The 17,295-nt window shown below is 54.6% G+C and carries 18 protein-coding genes; 14 read left to right on the top strand and 4 right to left on the bottom strand.

Features of this window, described 5'->3' with window-relative positions; translation table 11 throughout:
* The first annotated feature begins 219 nt into the window (after positions 1–219).
* The 8 genes from MIM_RS19095 to acuI all read left to right on the top strand — a co-directional run bounded on the left by MIM_RS19095 (position 220) and on the right by acuI (position 7,961).
* Complete coding sequence (locus MIM_RS19095; protein ID WP_025374363.1) at positions 220–1,422, top strand: mandelate racemase/muconate lactonizing enzyme family protein; 1,203 nt, start codon at positions 220–222, stop codon at positions 1,420–1,422.
* A gap of 59 nt (positions 1,423–1,481) precedes the next feature.
* The gene (locus MIM_RS19100) at positions 1,482–1,823 is read left to right on the top strand and encodes a carboxymuconolactone decarboxylase family protein (RefSeq protein ID WP_144084690.1); all 342 of its coding nucleotides are present in this window, start codon (positions 1,482–1,484) and stop codon (positions 1,821–1,823) included.
* A gap of 137 nt (positions 1,824–1,960) precedes the next feature.
* Positions 1,961–2,935, top strand: coding sequence for a Bug family tripartite tricarboxylate transporter substrate binding protein (locus tag MIM_RS19105; RefSeq protein ID WP_025374365.1), 975 nt, complete (start codon positions 1,961–1,963; stop codon positions 2,933–2,935).
* 40 nt (positions 2,936–2,975) lie between these two features.
* Positions 2,976–4,472 (top strand): class I adenylate-forming enzyme family protein, encoded by a 1,497-nt coding sequence (locus tag MIM_RS19110; protein ID WP_025374366.1) that lies wholly within the window; start codon positions 2,976–2,978, stop codon positions 4,470–4,472.
* Complete coding sequence (locus tag MIM_RS19115; RefSeq protein WP_025374367.1) at positions 4,469–5,215, top strand: enoyl-CoA hydratase/isomerase family protein; 747 nt, start codon at positions 4,469–4,471, stop codon at positions 5,213–5,215. The genes MIM_RS19110 and MIM_RS19115 overlap by 4 nt, the downstream gene beginning before the upstream one ends.
* An 82-nt stretch (positions 5,216–5,297) precedes the next feature.
* Positions 5,298–5,909 (top strand): cysteine dioxygenase family protein, encoded by a 612-nt coding sequence (locus MIM_RS19120; RefSeq protein ID WP_025374368.1) that lies wholly within the window; start codon positions 5,298–5,300, stop codon positions 5,907–5,909.
* Positions 5,910–6,000: 91 nt separating this feature from the next.
* The gene (locus tag MIM_RS19125) at positions 6,001–6,768 is read left to right on the top strand and encodes an IclR family transcriptional regulator (RefSeq protein WP_025374369.1); all 768 of its coding nucleotides are present in this window, start codon (positions 6,001–6,003) and stop codon (positions 6,766–6,768) included.
* Between the two features lie 206 nt (positions 6,769–6,974).
* On the top strand, positions 6,975–7,961 hold the full coding sequence (acuI, locus tag MIM_RS19130; RefSeq protein ID WP_025374370.1) for an acrylyl-CoA reductase (NADPH): 987 nt from the start codon (positions 6,975–6,977) through the stop codon (positions 7,959–7,961).
* A 99-nt stretch (positions 7,962–8,060) separates the two neighbouring features.
* Here the strand turns inward: acuI and trpA are convergent, their stop codons facing one another.
* Positions 8,061–8,870 carry a tryptophan synthase subunit alpha gene (gene trpA, locus MIM_RS19135; protein ID WP_025374371.1) on the bottom strand — a complete coding sequence of 270 codons (810 nt, stop codon included), beginning with the start codon at positions 8,868–8,870 and terminating at the stop codon, positions 8,061–8,063.
* Positions 8,867–10,078 (bottom strand): tryptophan synthase subunit beta, encoded by a 1,212-nt coding sequence (gene trpB / locus MIM_RS19140; protein ID WP_025374372.1) that lies wholly within the window; start codon positions 10,076–10,078, stop codon positions 8,867–8,869. Before trpB ends, trpA begins: the two co-directional genes overlap by 4 nt.
* A 139-nt stretch (positions 10,079–10,217) precedes the next feature.
* Between trpB and MIM_RS19145 the strand changes: the two genes are divergently transcribed.
* The gene (locus MIM_RS19145; RefSeq protein ID WP_025374373.1) at positions 10,218–11,117 is read left to right on the top strand and encodes a LysR family transcriptional regulator; all 900 of its coding nucleotides are present in this window, start codon (positions 10,218–10,220) and stop codon (positions 11,115–11,117) included.
* Between the two features lie 24 nt (positions 11,118–11,141).
* On the top strand, positions 11,142–11,528 hold the full coding sequence (locus MIM_RS19150) for a DUF2784 domain-containing protein (protein WP_025374374.1): 387 nt from the start codon (positions 11,142–11,144) through the stop codon (positions 11,526–11,528).
* Between the two features lie 177 nt (positions 11,529–11,705).
* Here the strand turns inward: MIM_RS19150 and ycaC are convergent, their stop codons facing one another.
* Positions 11,706–12,332 (bottom strand): isochorismate family cysteine hydrolase YcaC, encoded by a 627-nt coding sequence (gene ycaC / locus MIM_RS19155; RefSeq protein ID WP_025374375.1) that lies wholly within the window; start codon positions 12,330–12,332, stop codon positions 11,706–11,708.
* 155 nt (positions 12,333–12,487) lie between these two features.
* The gene (locus MIM_RS19160; protein ID WP_025374376.1) at positions 12,488–13,375 is read right to left on the bottom strand and encodes a pirin family protein; all 888 of its coding nucleotides are present in this window, start codon (positions 13,373–13,375) and stop codon (positions 12,488–12,490) included.
* 105 nt (positions 13,376–13,480) lie between these two features.
* On the opposite strand from MIM_RS19160, the gene MIM_RS19165 reads away from it, so the two are divergent.
* The 4 genes from MIM_RS19165 (at position 13,481) to MIM_RS19185 (ending at position 17,285) form a co-directional block, all read left to right on the top strand.
* Complete coding sequence (locus MIM_RS19165; RefSeq protein ID WP_025374377.1) at positions 13,481–14,386, top strand: LysR family transcriptional regulator; 906 nt, start codon at positions 13,481–13,483, stop codon at positions 14,384–14,386.
* 191 nt (positions 14,387–14,577) lie between these two features.
* Positions 14,578–15,285, top strand: coding sequence for a 7-cyano-7-deazaguanine synthase QueC (gene queC / locus MIM_RS19170; RefSeq protein ID WP_025374378.1), 708 nt, complete (start codon positions 14,578–14,580; stop codon positions 15,283–15,285).
* Between the two features lie 278 nt (positions 15,286–15,563).
* Complete coding sequence (locus tag MIM_RS19175) at positions 15,564–16,004, top strand: EF-hand domain-containing protein (RefSeq protein ID WP_025374379.1); 441 nt, start codon at positions 15,564–15,566, stop codon at positions 16,002–16,004.
* A gap of 294 nt (positions 16,005–16,298) precedes the next feature.
* Complete coding sequence (locus MIM_RS19185) at positions 16,299–17,285, top strand: Lnb N-terminal periplasmic domain-containing protein (RefSeq protein WP_025374381.1); 987 nt, start codon at positions 16,299–16,301, stop codon at positions 17,283–17,285.
* Positions 17,286–17,295: the final 10 nt, after the last annotated feature.

The following is a 17,295-nucleotide window of genomic DNA, read 5'->3' on the forward strand; positions in this document are numbered from 1 at the left end:
ATTTGCAATATCTCTACCCGAAATAAACCGGGCCCTGCACCCATGCTGTACGTCATTCATCATTATTTCAGATGAAAATTTTTTTTGAAAGAGCTTTTCATTCTGGCAGATTTGATTTAGTATTCCCAAAACTTCCCAATTTTAAGAATAGTCATCCTAATAATTGGGATTTATAAATTAATGATTTCCAGTTCATAAGCGAAGTCAAAGGAGCCAAAGTTGAAGATCACAGATGTCCAGACACTGTCTTGCGACGCCGGTTGGCGCAATTACTATTTCGTCAAGATATCAACCGACGCCGGCATGAACGGATGGGCGGAGTTTGACGAAGGGTTCGGCTCCCCCGGTGTGACTGCGGTCATTCAAAAACTGAGCGACATGCTTATTGGCAATCCCGTACCCAGTCAGGAACGTTTTTATGCCGAAGCCTACAGCCGGACCCGACCCGCAGCAGGTGGCGTTGTCGCCGAAGGCATTGGTGCACTGGAGAATGCATTGCTGGACGTAAGGGCCAAAGCGCTGGGCGTACCCTGCTATGAACTGCTGGGCGGGAAGGTCCGGGATAAGCTGCGTGTTTACTGGTCACATTGCCCTGCGTGGCGCATTAATCATCCCAAGTATTTTGGACCCGGCGTAACCGATCTGGATGGTGTCAAGGCCATGGGGGCAGAGGCGCGTGAACGCGGCTTTACTGCACTCAAGTCCAACACTTTTATTTTCGATGATGGCCCGGCTTACGCCTGGCGCCCGGGTTTTTCCTCGCCCTTCTATCCCGAACTGAACGCCGATCGCCGCATCATCCGTAACTTGCGCAACTGCCTGGAAGCGTTGCGAGACGGTGCCGGCGACGATATGGAGATCCTGCTGGATCTGAATTTCAATTTCAAGACCGAGGGCTATCTGAAAATTCTGCGCGCGCTTGCCGATCATGACATTTTCTGGGTAGAAATTGACAGCTACAGTCCCGATGCACTTGCTTATATACGGAATCACAGTCCGCACCCCATCAGTTCATGCGAAACCCTGTTCGGCGCCAGAGAATTTCTGCCTTATTTTCAGAAAAATGCCGTTGATGTTGCGATTGTCGATGTCGTATGGAACGGTGCATGGCAATCGATGAAGGTCGCCAATCTGGCTGATATCCACGAAGTGAATATAGCGCCACATAATTTCTACGGCCATCTGTGCACCATGATGAATGCGCATTTTGCCAGCGCAGTACCAAACTTCCGCATTATGGAGACGGACATAGACCGGCTTGCCTGGGACAAGGAATTATTTACTTACGTTCCCGAATATGTCGACGGACATCTGATTGTTCCGGATCGCCCAGGCTGGGGAACAGAACCAATAGAAGAAGCCATCAGGGCACATCCACCAAAGCCGGGTGGCGGACTGATCAAGCCACGCCAGTCCCGCTAGCTTACTGAATACTTTTTTCAACAACGCAGTGACTACTCGTTTACCAAGGAGACAACCACATGATCAACGACTGGAACGCAACACTGAGCAACCTTCGCAAGGGCGGGGCCGCTTTTGCCAAACACAACCCCGCTGTGGTAACCGCATATCGCGGCCTGAACGAAGCGCTCGGACAGGCCAAACATCTGGACGACAAAACCCGCGAACTGATTGCACTGGCCGTGGCTGTCACCACCAGATGCGACGGCTGCATTTCGTCACACTCTGCCGCAGCGCAGAAGGCGGGCGCAACCGTGGAAGAAGTCAGTGAAGCCCTGGGTACCGCAGTAGCGCTGAACGCTGGCGCAGCTTATGTCTATTCGGTGCGTGCAATTGAGGCATTTGAACAAATGGACAAATGAAATTTTGCCCGGTAACAGGAAAGAGGAAGAGGAAAGGCTGACCGGGATGCAGTTTGCAGGGGCGTGGCAACAACAATTCCAAGCCACGGGTAACCGTTATCACTTTCAGAACAGGAAGTACCCAAAGGAGAAATAAAATGAGCAGACAAGCAACACAGGCAATAGCCGCCGTACTGACGCTGGCTATTGCCTGCACACTGGCATCTACCGGCGCCTATGCAGCATGGCCGGCCGATAAACCCATCCGCCTGATCGTACCCTACGCAGCCGGTGGCGCGACCGATATTCTGGGGCGAGCAGTTGGCAACCAGATGGCAAAAGAACTCAAGCAAACAATTGTCGTAGAAAATAAACCCGGTGCCGGCAGCATGCTGGGTTCGCAACAAGTGGTGCGCTCCGAACCGGACGGTTATACGATTTTGCTGGGAAGCATTTCAAATGTGCTTAACATGTATTTCTATAAGGAACCGCTTTATGATCTGCGCAAAGATCTCAAGCCGGTCGCACAAATCGTATCTGTACCCAATTTTCTGGCTGTTAGTAAATCAGTGCCTGTCAAGAATGTCGCCGAACTGATCGCGCTGGCCAAGCAAAAGCCGGGGGAACTCAGTTGCGCAACCTCTGGGGTCGGCTCCTCTCCCTATCTGTCATGTGAACTGTTCAAAGTGATGGCCGGCATCGAGCTGATCAACACACCGTTCAAAGGTGGAGCGCCTGCGATTCAGTCGGCAATAGGCAATCAGACGACCATGGTATTTGCCAACGAAGCCTGGCCATATATCGATTCCGGCCAGTTGCGCGGTCTGGGCGTGACCACTGCTGAGCGATCCCCCTATTCCACGGATATTCCCGCCATCGCAGAAACATTGCCCAAATATGACGTCACTGCCTGGTATGGGTTCTGGGTGCCGGCCAAAACACCGGACAAGATCACTAATGCGATTAGCAAGGCCGCCACCGACGCACTGCAAAATCAGCAGGTGTTAAATAGCCTGAAGCAACTGGGGGCTACACCAAAGCCGTCAGATCCGCAGCAATTTGGAGACTACGTCAACAGCGAAATTGATCGCTGGGCCGCGATCACCAAAGAGATGAATGTGCAGGCCAAATAAGGCCGCAAGGCATGGCGATACGCGTTAAACAGGAGCTGTGATGCGACGACTAGGTGATGTACTAAGACATTGGACGGAACATACCCCGGACAGTCCGGCGATTTCAGATGAAATCCGCTCGTTGAGTTATGCGCAATTGAGCCAAGCCGTCGCCGATTGCCGGCACTTTCTGGCCAGCATCGGCGTTCGCCCCGGTGATCGGGTCATGCTGATTGGGGAAAACAGCAGCGTGCTGGCAATCTTTATACTGGCCGCCGGGCTTGATGATATCTGGGTAGTTTTGGAAAATGCCCGTCGCGCTCCTCTGGAAACCGACGCCGTCTGCAGTCATGCCCAGCCTCGACGCATTCTATATCTGACCGAGAACTCGCCGTCGGCAGGCGAACATGCCAGTCGTCATAAAGTGCAAGCAGTAACAACACCGTTCGGCGCGCTGGCGATAGGCCCGCTGATGGAGACACCGCCCGAGGTTTGTTACGGGCCGGCGCAGGACCAAGTGGCCGCACTCATTTACACAACCGGCAGCACCGGAACACCCAAAGGCGTCATGCTCACGCATGGCAACCTGCTTTTCATCGGTTTGCTGATGCAACAGCAGCGCCACCTGATACCCGAGGACCGGGTGTACGGCATCCTCCCGATTACACATGTCATGGGTCTGTCTTCGGGGCTGATAGGCACTCTGGCCTCTGGGGCGCATGTGCAATTAGTGCCCCGCTTTGCCATTGATCATTGCCTGAACAGTCTGAGCCGGGACGGTATCTCTATTTTGCAGGGCGCACCGGCCATGTTCTCCCGGCTGATCAAATCAGAACAAATTCAGCATTTGCGTACCGCAACGCTCAGAGTCATCGCGGCAGGCGGTGCGCCACTGGATCCTACGCTCAAGCAAGAAGTAGAACAGACTTTCGGCCTGACGCTGCACAATGGGTATGGGTTGACCGAAGGGTCGGCCATCTGCTGGACCCGACTGGAATCGGCCAATCCTGATTGCGCCGTTGGCCCGCCCAATCCCGGTGTAGAGATTGCCATCCTGGATCCGGAACGACAACAGGTCACGCCTGGAGAGCAAGGCTCATTATGGGCCAGAGGACCCAACATTATGAAAGGCTACTTTCGTGACCCGCAACGTACGGCGAGCGTTCTGACAGACGATGGCTGGTTCAATACAGAAGACCTGGCCCGGCAGTTGCCCGATGGTCGGGTCATTATTGAAGGGCGTAACAAAGATCTGATCATCCGTTCCGGCTTCAATGTGTCCCCCCTTGAGGTTGAAACCGCGCTCAATGCCCATGAACAGATTCAGCATTCAGCGGTGCTGGGACATATGATTTGTGGCAACGAACAAATCATAGCGATGATCGAACGATGCCCTGGTGCCAGCCTGAAAGAAGAAGACGTACGCCAGTTTTTGCAGGACCGCCTGTCGCCTTACAAGCGCCCCGGTCGCATTTTTTTTGTCGATAGTCTGCCAGTTGCTCCCAATGGCAAGGTACTTAAACACCAATTGAAACAAACCCTGAAGGAACTGATATGACCGATGCCGTAACTTATGAATCCCGCGATGGTATTGCCATTATCACCATCAATCGCGAAGACCGCATGAATGCTATCGGCCCTGAGGTGGAAGCCGGTCTGGCACAGGCATGGAAACGCCTGAAAGAATCCCCGCAAGATCGTGTCGGTATTCTTACCGGTGCCGGCACCAGGGCGTTCTCTGCAGGCAAAGACATGGCCTGCACTGCACCGCCCGACTACCGCAGTTTCACACCCAATGTTGGTGTTCTGCTGGAAAAGCCATTGATCGCGGCCATCAGCGGCTGGTGCATAGGCGGCTCGATTGTCCTGACGCTGATGTGCGATCTGTGCGTGGCAACTGAAGATACCAAATTCACGTATCCGGAAGCCAAGCTGGGCTTTGCCGGCGGAATGATTGCCTCGGCCGCTGCGCGGATTCCGCATAAAGTCGCCATGGAATTAATGTTGCTTGGCGAAGTCATTACCGCCCAGCGCGCTTATGATGTAGGTATGGTGAACCGTGTGGTTCCGGCAGGACAACATATGGTCGAAGCCATGAAGTTGGCGCAACGCCTGGCCGCCAATGCCCCGTTGGTAATGGCGATGCTCAAGCGTCTGGCTGCCCAGACCACGCCCATGAGTCCGGTAGAAATTGCCGGCCATGCATGGCGCGAAAACCAGCAGGTGTTCGAGAGCGCCGACTTTGCCGAAGGGCTGGCCAGTTTCAGCGAAAAGCGACCGCCGGCTTTCACTGGGCAGTAAAACCGTGCATGATGCTATGAACGTAGCGCGTTCACACCGCCTGCAAAACAATGGAAATGCTCAAGAATAAGCAAAGAGACAGATGACTATGGATATGCCGAACCTGAAACGCCTGAGCGATTTTATTCAGGCAGTGACTAAACTCATGGACGATCATGATGACAAGCAGCGACCGCCGGCTGGCATCCAGTCCCTGCTGGCAGAGCTGGTTACCCACGACGACTGGCTGCCTGAATTCTGTACGGTGCCACACCCTACTTTTTATCAGCAGTTCCTCCTGCACTGCGATCCTCTGGAACGTTTTTCACTGGTCAGTTTTGTATGGGGGCCCGGACAACAGACACCGGTTCATGACCATATGGTGTGGGGGTTTATCGGCATGTTGCGCGGCGCGGAACTAAGCCAGCGTTATCGCAGCAATCCGGATGGAACCCTCACCGCTGACGGAGAGCCGGATCGGCTTGAACCCGGTATGGTAGACGTACTGTTACCTGCCGAAGGCGATATACACCAGGTGTTCAATGCATATGACAATCAACCTTCGATCAGCATTCATCTTTATGGTGGCAACATCGGCGCAGTCAGCCGGCATGTCTTCGACCTGTCAAACGGCCAGCCCAAAACCTTTATCTCCGGATACTCGTCAAACGTGATTCCCAATGTCTGGGATCGTTCTGCAGGCCGGAAAACCTGATGGCGCAGCTATGACGAACGTGGTCTTTCCCCCTCCTGTGATGTATTCTGTCGCCTTATTACTTAGCGTACAGGGAAGGATATATACCGTCATGGATAAAACACTTATCAAAGGTCTGAAGGTCCTGGAAGTCGTGACCGGATCCACAGAAAGAATCCGGACCATCGAAGAACTGGCAGAAAAAGTCGGCCTGACACGCAGCAATACGCACCGTACCCTGCAAACGCTGATTCATACAGGCTTTGTGGCACGCGATGATCAGGATAACTACATCGGCGGGATCCGGCTTTTCGAACTGGCGGCAAACCAGCTCGCACAACTGGATCTGCGACGCATCGCATCAGGCGCCATGCACGTGCTGGCGGAAAGCACTGGAGAAACCATCCATCTATCCGTGCTGGACGGGTTCGATGTCGTCTATGTCGACAAGATCGACAGCCCGCAGCCCATTCGCGCGTACTCCATGATTGGCGGTCGGGCCCCTGCCTATGCCGTTGCGACGGGCAAGGCAATTCTTGCCTATCAGACAGATAGTTTTCTGGAAAGTCATGAGGCGCAACTGCAAAAGTATACAAACGCAACGCTTGCAGATCTGGATACGTTACGTCCCGCACTGGCCCGAACCGTGAAACAGGGCTATGCACTCAATCGCGGTGAGTGGCGCGAAGGTGTGGGAGGCATTGCGGTTCCCATTTTTAACGGACTGGGACAAATCATGGGAGCTGTTGGTATCTCTGCTCCTCTGGATCGGTTAACGCCCGCGCGCATACGTCAACTGGTGCCTGAGGTTATCCAGTGTGCCAGCGCAATTTCGCAACAGCTAGGCTACACAGCAAAAGCGGTCAAACCCGAAGCATAGGCCGCACTTTTATCTCAATGTTAATTGAAATGGAACGACTGTTATGAGACGTACATTGACCACATTTAGCACAAAGCCAGTCAAGCCGCCGGCAATAGCGATGCGTGCCGTGCACCAACTGAACAGGCTGCCTGCCTGAAGCCCATTCTCTCGGCAAACACACCTGCCAAGCCACCAGTCATTCACCCAATTGGAGGAAATACCGAATGTTCAACGCCATATTGATTGAAAAAGATGATGCCGGTTACCGTGCAACAGAGACGTCCATCGACGAAGCACAACTGCCTCAGGGAGACGTTCGTGTTGATGTGAAATATTCAACCATCAATTACAAGGACGGCCTGGCCATTACGGGAAAGGTGCCCGTGGTTCGCCAGTTCCCGATGGTCCCCGGCATTGACTTTTGCGGTACCGTCAGCCAAAGCCAGCACCCGGACTTTAAAGCCGGTGATGCCGTTATTCTCAATGGCTGGGGCGTAGGCGAAACCCATTGGGGTGGTCTGGCCCAGCAGGCCAGCGTCAACGGCAAATGGCTGATCCACCTGCCAGCGGGCATGTCAGCCGAGCAGGCCATGTCCATCGGCACAGCGGGCTACACGGCCATGCTTTGCGTGATGGCACTGCAACGCAACGGCCTGACACCCGAGTCGGGCGATATCCTTGTCACCGGTGCGGCCGGCGGCGTCGGCAGTGTCGCCGTGGCGCTGCTTTCCTCTTTGGGATTCCGTGTCATCGCCTCGACCGGCAGGCAGCAAGAAGAGGATTATCTGAAGAAACTGGGCGCGGCCGACATCATTGATCGCCATACCCTGAGTGAACCGGGCAAACCGCTAGGCGCGGAACGCTGGGCAGGCGCGGTGGACAGCGTTGGCAGTCATACACTGGCCAATGTCTGCGCGGGCACCAAATATCGCGGCACCGTTGCTGCTTGCGGTCTGGCACAGGGTCTGGATTTTCCCGCATCGGTTGCGCCATTCATTCTGCGCGGCATCACGCTGGCCGGAATTGACAGCGTGCATTGCCCGGTACCGCAACGGCAGGAAGCCTGGGACAGATTAAGCAAGGAACTGGACCCGGCCAAGCTGGCGCTGATTGGCTCACGCACGGTCGGCCTTAGCGACGTGATTCCCCTGGCCAGCCAAATTCTTGACGGCAAAGTGCGCGGTCGGATTGTTGTGGATGTGAATCGTTAATCTGCGCTCACAACACGATCATCGAACCACTGGCCAGGCAGCCAATCTTCTCGCAGCCCGGCCAGCATTTTTCAACAATACATTTGCAATAAGCGCCTATCAGTCACGCGCCTTACGTACTGCCTGCGCCAATTGGCTGCACAAGGCCAGCACATCCGTTTTGGCCTGTTCACCATCGCTTGCTTCAGCGATTTTTTGCACAAGCGCCGAACCCACAACCACACCGTCGGCAACCCGGGCAATATTGGCTGCCTGTTCCGGTGTACGAATCCCGAACCCCACGCTGACCGGCAGCTCGGTATGTTTACGAATCCGGGTAACGGCCTGCTGAACATGGTCGATGGTGGCTGAGCCGGCACCGGTGGTACCCGCCACCGACACGTAATAAACAAAACCACCGCTATTGTCCAGAATCCGCTCTAAACGTGCGTCATCGCTGGTGGGGGTGGTCAGGCGCACAAAGTCTATGCCCGCAGCCTGTGCCGGAATACAAAGATCACGATCGTGTTCGGCCGGCAGATCCACCACAATCAGTCCATCCACGCCGGCTTTGCCTGCATCAGCAATAAACCGCTCTACCCCGTAGCGATGAATCGGGTTGAAATAGCCCATCAGCACAATCGGCGTCTCGTTGTCGCGCTGCCGGAACTCAGTAATCATTTTCAGGGTAGAAGCGACACTTTGCCCCTTGGCCAGTGCACGCAGGCTGGAAAGCTGGATCGCCGGGCCGTCGGCCATCGGGTCGGTAAACGGCATGCCAAGTTCGATAATATCGGCACCTGCTTGCGGCAGTCCGTCAAGAATGGCGGCAGCGGTGTCGTAGTCTGGATCGCCGGCTGTCAGAAATGTGACCAGGGCCGCGCGATTCTCTTTCTTCAGTTGCGCAAAACGCTGTTGCAGGCGACTCATGCTTGTTGCTCCTTCTCTTTGCTATGTTGCATCACAGTTTGCATATCCTTATCTCCACGGCCAGACAGGTTCACCACCATCAGATGATCTTCAGGTAGCGATGGCGCCTGTTTGAACGCTTCGGCCAGGGCATGGGCGCTTTCCAGCGCAGGAATGATGCCTTCCAGACGGCAGCATTGATGCAGGGCATCCAGCGCTTCATCATCTGTGATGGCCGTGTATTGCACCCGTCCGATACTGTGCAGCCAGGCATGCTCGGGACCAATGCCCGGATAATCCAGGCCGGCAGAGATTGAATGGGCATCAATAATCTGTCCATCATCATCCTGCAGCAGGAACGTGCGGTTGCCGTGCAGTACACCCGGTACGCCACCATTCAGACTTGCAGCATGCTTGCCGCTTTCAATACCGTGACCGGCCGCTTCCACACCGTAAATCTTCACGTCCTTGTCGTTCAAAAATTCATGGAACAGGCCAATTGCATTGGAACCGCCGCCTACGCAGGCAACCAGCGAATCGGGCAGACGGCCTTCATGCGCCAGCATTTGCTCACGTGTTTCCTTGCCGATAACCGCCTGGAAATCCCGGACCATGGTTGGATAAGGATGAGGACCGGCCACCGTACCAATCAGATAATAAGTGGTATCAACGTTGGTGACCCAGTCGCGCAGGGCCTCATTCATGGCGTCCTTTAAGGTGCCGGTGCCTGCGGTAACCGGCAATACTTCCGCCCCCAGCAATTTCATACGAAATACGTTGGCCTGCTGGCGGTCAATATCGGTGCTGCCCATGTAAATAACGCACTGCAGACCAAAACGAGCGGCGACAGTGGCTGTGGCCACCCCGTGCATGCCGGCACCGGTCTCTGCAATAATTCGCTTTTTACCCATGCGCCGCGCCAGCAGAATCTGGCCGATGCAGTTGTTGATTTTATGGGCGCCGGTGTGATTGAGTTCTTCACGCTTGAGATAAATTTTTGCACCACCCAGGTGTTCGGTCAGGCGCTCGGCATAATACAGTGGGCTGGGTCGTCCCACATAATCCCGCTGAAAATAGGCCAGTTCCTTCTGGAAGTTCTCATCGGTTTTGGCTTTTTCGTATTCGGCGGCCAGTTCGAGAATCAGTGGCATAAGTGTTTCGGCAACGTATTGTCCGCCAAAGTCACCAAACATCCCCGTCGTGTCTGTATCGGTATTCAATGAAACCATGGGTATCCATTCTCCTGTCATTTGCTTTCTGCCCAGCATCTGGAAAGAAAGCCGGTTCTCATGGGTAGAGAATAAGCCAGCCACCACAATAAAAAAAAGCGATAAAATGGCCTAGATATGTTAAATAAACTCACAGATTATGGCCAGAGACATCCCTCCCCTTAACGCCCTGCTGGCATTCGAAGCGGCAGCGCGCCTGCTAAGCGTAAGCAAGGCCGGGAATGAACTACACGTGACGCACGGAGCAGTGAGCCGGCAGATCCGGGTGCTGGAATCGGCACTCGGCGTTGCATTGATTGAAAAGGAAGGACGTGGTATAAAACTCACAGATTCCGGTGTCTTGCTGCGCGACGCCAGTGCCGCCGCCTTTGATCGGGTACGCAGCGCCTGCACCGAGATCCGCCGCCGCAGTAGTAACCAGCCATTTGTGCTGGCCTGTCCGGGTAGCCTGCTGGCACGCTGGTTCATTCCCAGACTGGATAAACTCAATCAGGATCTGCCTCAATTACGATTGCAATTGACTGCAGGAGAAGGCGAGCTGGACCCGCGCAATCCCAATGTGGATGCCACCCTTTGCTTTGCAGCTCCGCCCTGGCCCGATGATATGCTTGTGCATGATCTGGGTGCGGAATATATCGGTGCTGTCATCAGCCCGCGCTGTGCCAACTATGCCGGTCTGGTCAATGCCCCTGTCAGCGCGCTATTGCGAGAACCGCTAATGTATCCGGCGTCCCGGCCACAGGCCTGGGCACAATGGGCACAGGCAAACCAGTTGCCGGGCAATGAACTCCAGTTAGGTACCGCATTCGAGCATCTATACTATCTGCTGGAAGCGGCGACGGCAGGTCTGGGTGTAGCCGTCGCCCCCAAACAGGTGGTGGCCGACGACCTGGCCGCCGGACGACTGGAGGCGCCCTGGGGGTTTGTGCCAACCAGCTCACGCTTAAGCCTCCTGGTGCCGCGCACCCGCGCAGATCAGCGCTCTGTCCTGTTGGCAAACTGGCTGGAAAAAGAATTGGGGGTCACGCAACCGCATTAACCAGATCGAACCAAAAGGACAATCATGATTTATCGTGTACTTGCAGACCTGGTACTGGTGCTGCATTTTGCCTTTATTCTGTTTGCCATATTCGGCGGGCTGCTTGTATTGCAGCGCTTGCGCATTATCTGGCTGCATCTGCCGGCGCTTGTCTGGGGCGCCACGATTGTTGGGCTGGGGGCCATCTGCCCACTGACGCCGCTGGAAAATACACTACGCACCATGGCCGGTCAGCAAGCCTATGCCGGCAGTTTTCTGGAGCACTACCTGTTAATGGCCATCTACCCGCCCGGGCTGACGCGCGAAGTACAGGTACTGTTGGCGGCTGGCCTGGTTATGCTGAATGTCATTATTTACTTTCTGGTATGGCGCCGTTATGGCGGACAGCAACGAGGCGATAGAAAAAACTGAGGCGCACCCGCAAAGTGCGCCTGCCGACCTTATCAGAAAGCCGGGCCCGGTCATCTGGGCTGCCGCCAACATGCGGCCCACATGTTGTGCAAACGACCACACTAACGAGATCTCAGCTCATCATTGCCGGTGCTGACCTTGACAAAACCCGTTGTTCAGCACCGGCGCTACCTGTCCTTATTTTCCAGATGTCAGTTTGGCGTAACTGGTCATCAGGTTCCGATAGTCCGGGATATGGTTGGAGAACAGTGTGCCCAGGCCTTCTATATCGTTGCGCCAGTCACGATGCAGCTCGCACGCCAGGCCAAACCATGTCATGAGCTGAGCGCCCGCAGAAGACATGCGATCCCATGCAGAATGACGCGTGATCTCGTTGAATGTGCCGGACGCATCGGTTACTACAAACACGTCGTACCCGGCCTCAATGGCAGACAAGGCAGGAAACGCGACGCAGACTTCAGTAACCACACCTGCAATAATCAATTGCTTTTTGCCGGTGGCTTCAATCGCCTTGACGAAGTCTTCATTGTCCCAGGCATTGATCTGGCCCGGACGCGCAATATAAGGCGCATCGGGAAAAGCTTGCTGCAACCCGGGCACCAGGGGGCCGTTAGGGCCATCTTCGAAGCTGGTCGTAAGAATGGTTGGCAGTTTAAAATACCTGGCAAGGTCTGCCAGAGCCAGCACATTGTTTTTGAATTTATCAGGCTCAATATCCCGAACCAGAGATAACAGGCCGGCCTGATGGTCAACCAGCAATACCGCTGCCTGGTCCTTGTCCAATCGTTTGTATGGCGTAGTCATAATAATCTTCCTTAAGTTTCAATGATGAATCGGATGCTTTTATGGCATCCACGTAGTGCCAGCACTTACACCCTTATCGCGCTGAATCCAATTGTTCGTCGTCGTTAATGACATCTTGTGCCTTGGCGATGGGCAGGATACCCATCGCGTTAACATCACGACTGCTGTGCTTCTGACACTTCAGCCATCTGGCCAAACCGACCGCTATTAAAGTCGCTGATAGCCTCGGCAATTTGCTCCTGGCTATTCATGACAAACGGACCGTAACCAACAATAGGCTCATCGATAGGTTCGCCACTAAGCAGCAGCACAACCGCATCGCTGTTTGCCTCAATAGCCATATGACGATCGGCTTTATCCAGTACAACCAGTTGCGCCTCCCGCGCTACCGTGTCGCCATTGACCATCACGGTGCCACGCAATACAACCAGGGCTGTGCTCCATCCTTCGGGGACTTCAAACTCCGTGATGCCGCCCTGTTTGATGCGCATATCCCAGACATGCATGGGTGTGAAGGTGCTTGCAGGGCCTTTTTTTTGCCCATACTCACCGGCGATCACGCGTACCGAGCCAGCTTCGTTCGGCAAAGCCACCTCGGGTATCTCGCGGTCCAGTATTGCCTGATAACCCGGTGCAGCCATCTTGTCTTTGGCAGGCAAATTGACCCAAAGCTGTACCATTTCCAGCGCACCACCCTGATTGGTGAACGCTTCTGAGTGGAATTCTTCATGCAATATGCCGGCACCTGCCGTCATCCATTGCACATCGCCCGGGCCGATCGTGCCGCCCTGGCCGGTTGAATCACGATGGCTGACTTCGCCCTTGTAAACGATGGTCACCGTCTCGAAGCCCCGGTGAGGATGCTGACCCACCCCGCGTTTCTGCCGGGCTGGCGTGAAATCAGCAGGACCGGCATAATCAAGCAACAAAAAGGGACTCAATTGTTTGCCATGGCTTTGATAAGAAAACATGGACCTGACAGGAAAGCCATCACCGACCCAATGTGGACGGGGGGCGCTATAGATTCCAAGTACTTTTTTCATTTGTCATCTCCTTGTAGTGACAGTACAGATATCATAAACTTGGAACAAACTTTCCGGTAGATCTAAAAATTGGAGACATCGTTCCACATTCGGAACGATAAACAGATGCAAGACCTTAATAATCTTTATTACTTCGTGCAGATTGTGGATCACAAGGGACTGGCGCCGGCCGGCCGGGCGCTGGGTATCCCAAAATCCACCCTCAGCCGTAAACTCAGCCTGCTGGAAGAGCAACTGGGCGTACGCCTGATACATCGCTCCACCCGCCAGTTCGGTGTGACCGAGGTCGGGCTGGCCTACTACGAGCACTGCAAAGCCATGCTGATTGAGGCCGAGGCAGCTCAGGCGGTCATCGATATGACCCGGGCAGAACCCCGTGGCATCATTCGCGTCAGTTGCCCCATCGCCCTGCTGCAAACAAGCGTCGGAGGGATGCTGGCCGACTTCATGGTGCAGCATCCGCGCGTGACGATACAGATTGATGCCACCAACCGGCGGGTTGACCCGGTGGCAGAGGCCATTGATATTGCCCTTCGTGTACGTCCACCTCCATTGCAAGACAGCAACCTGATTATGCGTACCTTGTCGGATCGCAGTCAGTGTCTGGTTGCCAGCCCCGCTCTGATGGAACGTCAGGGCGTTCCGGTTGCGCCAGCCGACCTGGCCGACTGGCCCAGCCTGGGCGTGGGCCAGCCGCAACAGCAATTTGCCTGGAAACTGTTCGGACCGGACTCGGCTCAGGCGATGATTCATCACTTCCCGCGCCTGATCACAACTGACATGATCAGTCTGCGTATCGCTGCGCTGGCGGGCGTCGGTATTGTGCAATTGCCCACCCTGATGGTCTGCGATGAGCTTGCACAGGGCACATTGATCAGACCACTGCCCGATTGGGCACCCCGGCGGGAGATTATCCACGCGGTGTTCTCATCAAGACGTGGGCAAATGCCTGCCGTACGCGCCTTACTTGACTACCTGGTTCAGCGCTTTGATGAACTGGACGAGGATTAATGTGGCGGCCAGAAACGACCTTTACTCAGGGACGGCTTCTGTTGTTACTGAAGCCCCCCTGCCAAAACACGATCGCGTGCCTGGCGGGCAACGAGCCAAAGTATCATCGGCCAGCCAGATCAAAGTGCCGTTTCCTCACTAGCTTGCTATGATAGCAATCAGTTCACTCTATCTTTCGCAGGAAACCTCTCATGAATAACAAGGCGCTTGTCCTTTTTTCCGGTGGCCAGGATTCCACCACGTGCCTGGCCTGGGCGCTGGACCGGTACCAATACGTGGAAACCATTGGTTTTTCCTATGGTCAACGGCATGCTGTCGAATTAACGTGCCGCGAACAGGTTATCGAACAGTTGCGCCTGCAGTTCCCAGACTGGAGTGCGAGACTTGGCAATGATCATATGCTCGACCTGTCGGTATTGGGCCAAATCAGTGATACCGCATTAACGCAGGATAAAGCCATCGAGTTCGAACAAAGTGGCCTGCCCAACACCTTTGTGCCGGGACGCAATCTGCTGTTCTTTAACTTTGCGGCAGCACTGGCATACCGGCGCGGACTGGAAGTGCTGGTGGGCGGCATGTGCGAAACCGACTATTCAGGCTACCCCGATTGCCGCGACAATACGCTCAAGTCGTTGCAGGTTTCCCTGAGTCTGGGCCTGGATCGGCCCATGGTCATTGAAACCCCCTTGATGTGGATCGATAAGGAAAAAACCTGGCACATGGCAAGCACACTCGGCGGGCCGGCGCTGGTGCAGCTTATCGAAGAATATACTCACACCTGCTACCTGGGTGACAGGGAACATCGCCATCCATGGGGCTACGGATGCAATCAATGTCCGGCCTGCGACCTGCGGCGCAAGGGTTATGAACTGTACCAGAGCGCGCACGCGAATCATTGAAGCACGCACTCCCTACGCAGTTGTGGCGTGATCGGTTGTGGCGCCATCGGATAAGGCGGACTCCTGTAGCAGACAGGCAAGGCAGCCCGCCACGTCTGCTTTCGCAGCGAATCAAAACGTTACATCTACTCATTATTCCAAATGAAATAGGCGATTGAATGGTGTTAGTATAAAAAATCGATTGGGTGCTGCAGGAGCCTGTCGTTCACCATAAACCTGTCGCAACGGGCGTTCACAGGTATTTTTGCCTGTCGCCGTTAAAGAAAGGAGTTTCATATATGCGTAACACATTATTGAGAAGCAAAACTGCCACCGCTTTTTTTGCAGTCAGTGCCAGCCTTGGCTCTGCCATGTTTCTCGCCAACAGCGCCACGGCCCAGACGACAAGTCAGGGTGCCGGCCAGGGCATGCCCAGTGCCGCCGTGCCATCAGGTACCGCAGAAATCCCGCAAGACCAGTTGACAAAGCTTGATATCAACAAGGATGGTGTTGTTACCAGAGAAGAATACAATCAGGCCATGACAGCAGCGTTCAAAAACCTGGACAAGAACAGCGACAACTCGCTGACACCTGAAGAAGTCGGAACCATTCTGACGCCGGAGCAGTTTGCCTCGGTGGACGCCAACAAGGACGGCAAGATCAGCAATGAAGAAATGATTACACAGGTCACCACTGATTTTGATACTGCTGACACCAATAAAGACGGCCAGCTTAAATAAGCGAGGTCCGGGCAAACCGGGCGCCCCTCACCAAAGCTACGACGGACAACAGTGAGGCAGCCGAACGAACCACACCGTGCTCACCCCACGGTGTTTTTTTCATCACTTATACAGGAAAATGCGCGCGAGTCTGACGCTGCCCGTTGCCTATGATTGCCGCGAGCAGTCTGGCAAGCCGCACATGACCGACAGCAAACCATGCATTCTGCGGTCAGATACCAGATCCCTTGTCTTTAAAGAAGCAGCAAATTACTGTAATATGATTCACCTTTGTTTTCTCTGGCAATCATCACAATGGTAATAACGTTGGCATTCATTGTCATCGCCGTTTTTATCTGGGGCACGCTGGCTATATGGATACAGTTCGCCCGTCAGAAAGCGCGCCGCGGATTGCTCATCGCTTTGTGGGCGCTGGCAAGCGCACTCTTTGTCGCGGCCCTGTTCAATCCAGCCATTGATGCTTTGCAAACCGTCGCCGGTATCAGCTACACCCTGTCCGTATTAGCGCTGGTGTATTGGTGGCGGAACATCCGCCCCTCCAACCATCGCGACTGGATACCCGAGGTATCCCGTCAGGCTCAGGGCTCGCTGGCCGGCAATATCATAACAGTTGACAACGTACGCAATTTCATTTGGCATTCTCCCGAGGCGTATACAGAACATTGGGAGCGCAGACAGTACGATGTGAGCAAGCTCGCGTCAGTAGACCTTGCCCTGTCCTACTGGAGCAGCCCGGCCATTGCACATGCTCTGGTCTCTTTCGGTTTCAGCGATGGTCAGCATCTGGTTTTTTCAGTTGAAATACGGCGTAAAGTGGGCGATGCCTTCTCTGAGCTGGGCGGTTTTTTCAAGATGTACGAATTGAGTATTGTTGCTGCCGATGAAAGGGATGTGCTTTTCGTGCGCAGCAATATCCGCCAGGAAGACTGTTATTTGTATCGTGTGCATATGGAGCCGGCTGCAAGGCAATCGCTGCTGCTGGCGTATCTGGACGAAGCTAACCGGCTGGTTCATACGCCACGCTTTTATCACACCATCACCGGCAACTGCACCACCCTGATCTTTCGGATGATGGATCGCATCGTGCCCGGCCTGCCGCTGGACTGGCGGCTGCTGGCCTCTGGCTACCTGCCGGAGTATCTGTACAAGGTCGATGCCTTGCAGGGCGCCGACTCTGTCAGCGAATATCGCCGTCGCGGACGCTACTCAGAACGGGCGCGCGCCAGCACGGATAATAGCAATTACTCGCAGCTTATTCGCGAGGGCGTGCCTGGCATCTGAATGGCAAAGT

The sequence above is a fragment of the Advenella mimigardefordensis DPN7 genome (assembly GCF_000521505.1).
Lineage (GTDB): Bacteria > Pseudomonadota > Gammaproteobacteria > Burkholderiales > Burkholderiaceae_B > Advenella > Advenella mimigardefordensis.

Coding starts and splice junctions, on each gene's coding strand:
- MIM_RS19100 (WP_144084690.1), top strand. CDS start 1,482: ATGATCAACGACTGGAACGCAACACTGAGCAACCTTCGCAAGGGCGGG.
- MIM_RS19105 (WP_025374365.1), top strand. CDS start 1,961: ATGAGCAGACAAGCAACACAGGCAATAGCCGCCGTACTGACGCTGGCT.
- MIM_RS19110 (WP_025374366.1), top strand. CDS start 2,976: ATGCGACGACTAGGTGATGTACTAAGACATTGGACGGAACATACCCCG.
- MIM_RS19115 (WP_025374367.1), top strand. CDS start 4,469: ATGACCGATGCCGTAACTTATGAATCCCGCGATGGTATTGCCATTATC.
- MIM_RS19120 (WP_025374368.1), top strand. CDS start 5,298: ATGACTATGGATATGCCGAACCTGAAACGCCTGAGCGATTTTATTCAG.
- MIM_RS19125 (WP_025374369.1), top strand. CDS start 6,001: ATGGATAAAACACTTATCAAAGGTCTGAAGGTCCTGGAAGTCGTGACC.
- acuI (WP_025374370.1), top strand. CDS start 6,975: ATGTTCAACGCCATATTGATTGAAAAAGATGATGCCGGTTACCGTGCA.
- trpA (WP_025374371.1), bottom strand. CDS start 8,870: ATGAGTCGCCTGCAACAGCGTTTTGCGCAACTGAAGAAAGAGAATCGC.
- trpB (WP_025374372.1), bottom strand. CDS start 10,078: ATGGTTTCATTGAATACCGATACAGACACGACGGGGATGTTTGGTGAC.
- MIM_RS19145 (WP_025374373.1), top strand. CDS start 10,218: ATGGCCAGAGACATCCCTCCCCTTAACGCCCTGCTGGCATTCGAAGCG.
- MIM_RS19150 (WP_025374374.1), top strand. CDS start 11,142: ATGATTTATCGTGTACTTGCAGACCTGGTACTGGTGCTGCATTTTGCC.
- ycaC (WP_025374375.1), bottom strand. CDS start 12,332: ATGACTACGCCATACAAACGATTGGACAAGGACCAGGCAGCGGTATTG.
- MIM_RS19160 (WP_025374376.1), bottom strand. CDS start 13,375: ATGAAAAAAGTACTTGGAATCTATAGCGCCCCCCGTCCACATTGGGTC.
- MIM_RS19165 (WP_025374377.1), top strand. CDS start 13,481: ATGCAAGACCTTAATAATCTTTATTACTTCGTGCAGATTGTGGATCAC.
- queC (WP_025374378.1), top strand. CDS start 14,578: ATGAATAACAAGGCGCTTGTCCTTTTTTCCGGTGGCCAGGATTCCACC.
- MIM_RS19175 (WP_025374379.1), top strand. CDS start 15,564: ATGCGTAACACATTATTGAGAAGCAAAACTGCCACCGCTTTTTTTGCA.
- MIM_RS19185 (WP_025374381.1), top strand. CDS start 16,299: ATGGTAATAACGTTGGCATTCATTGTCATCGCCGTTTTTATCTGGGGC.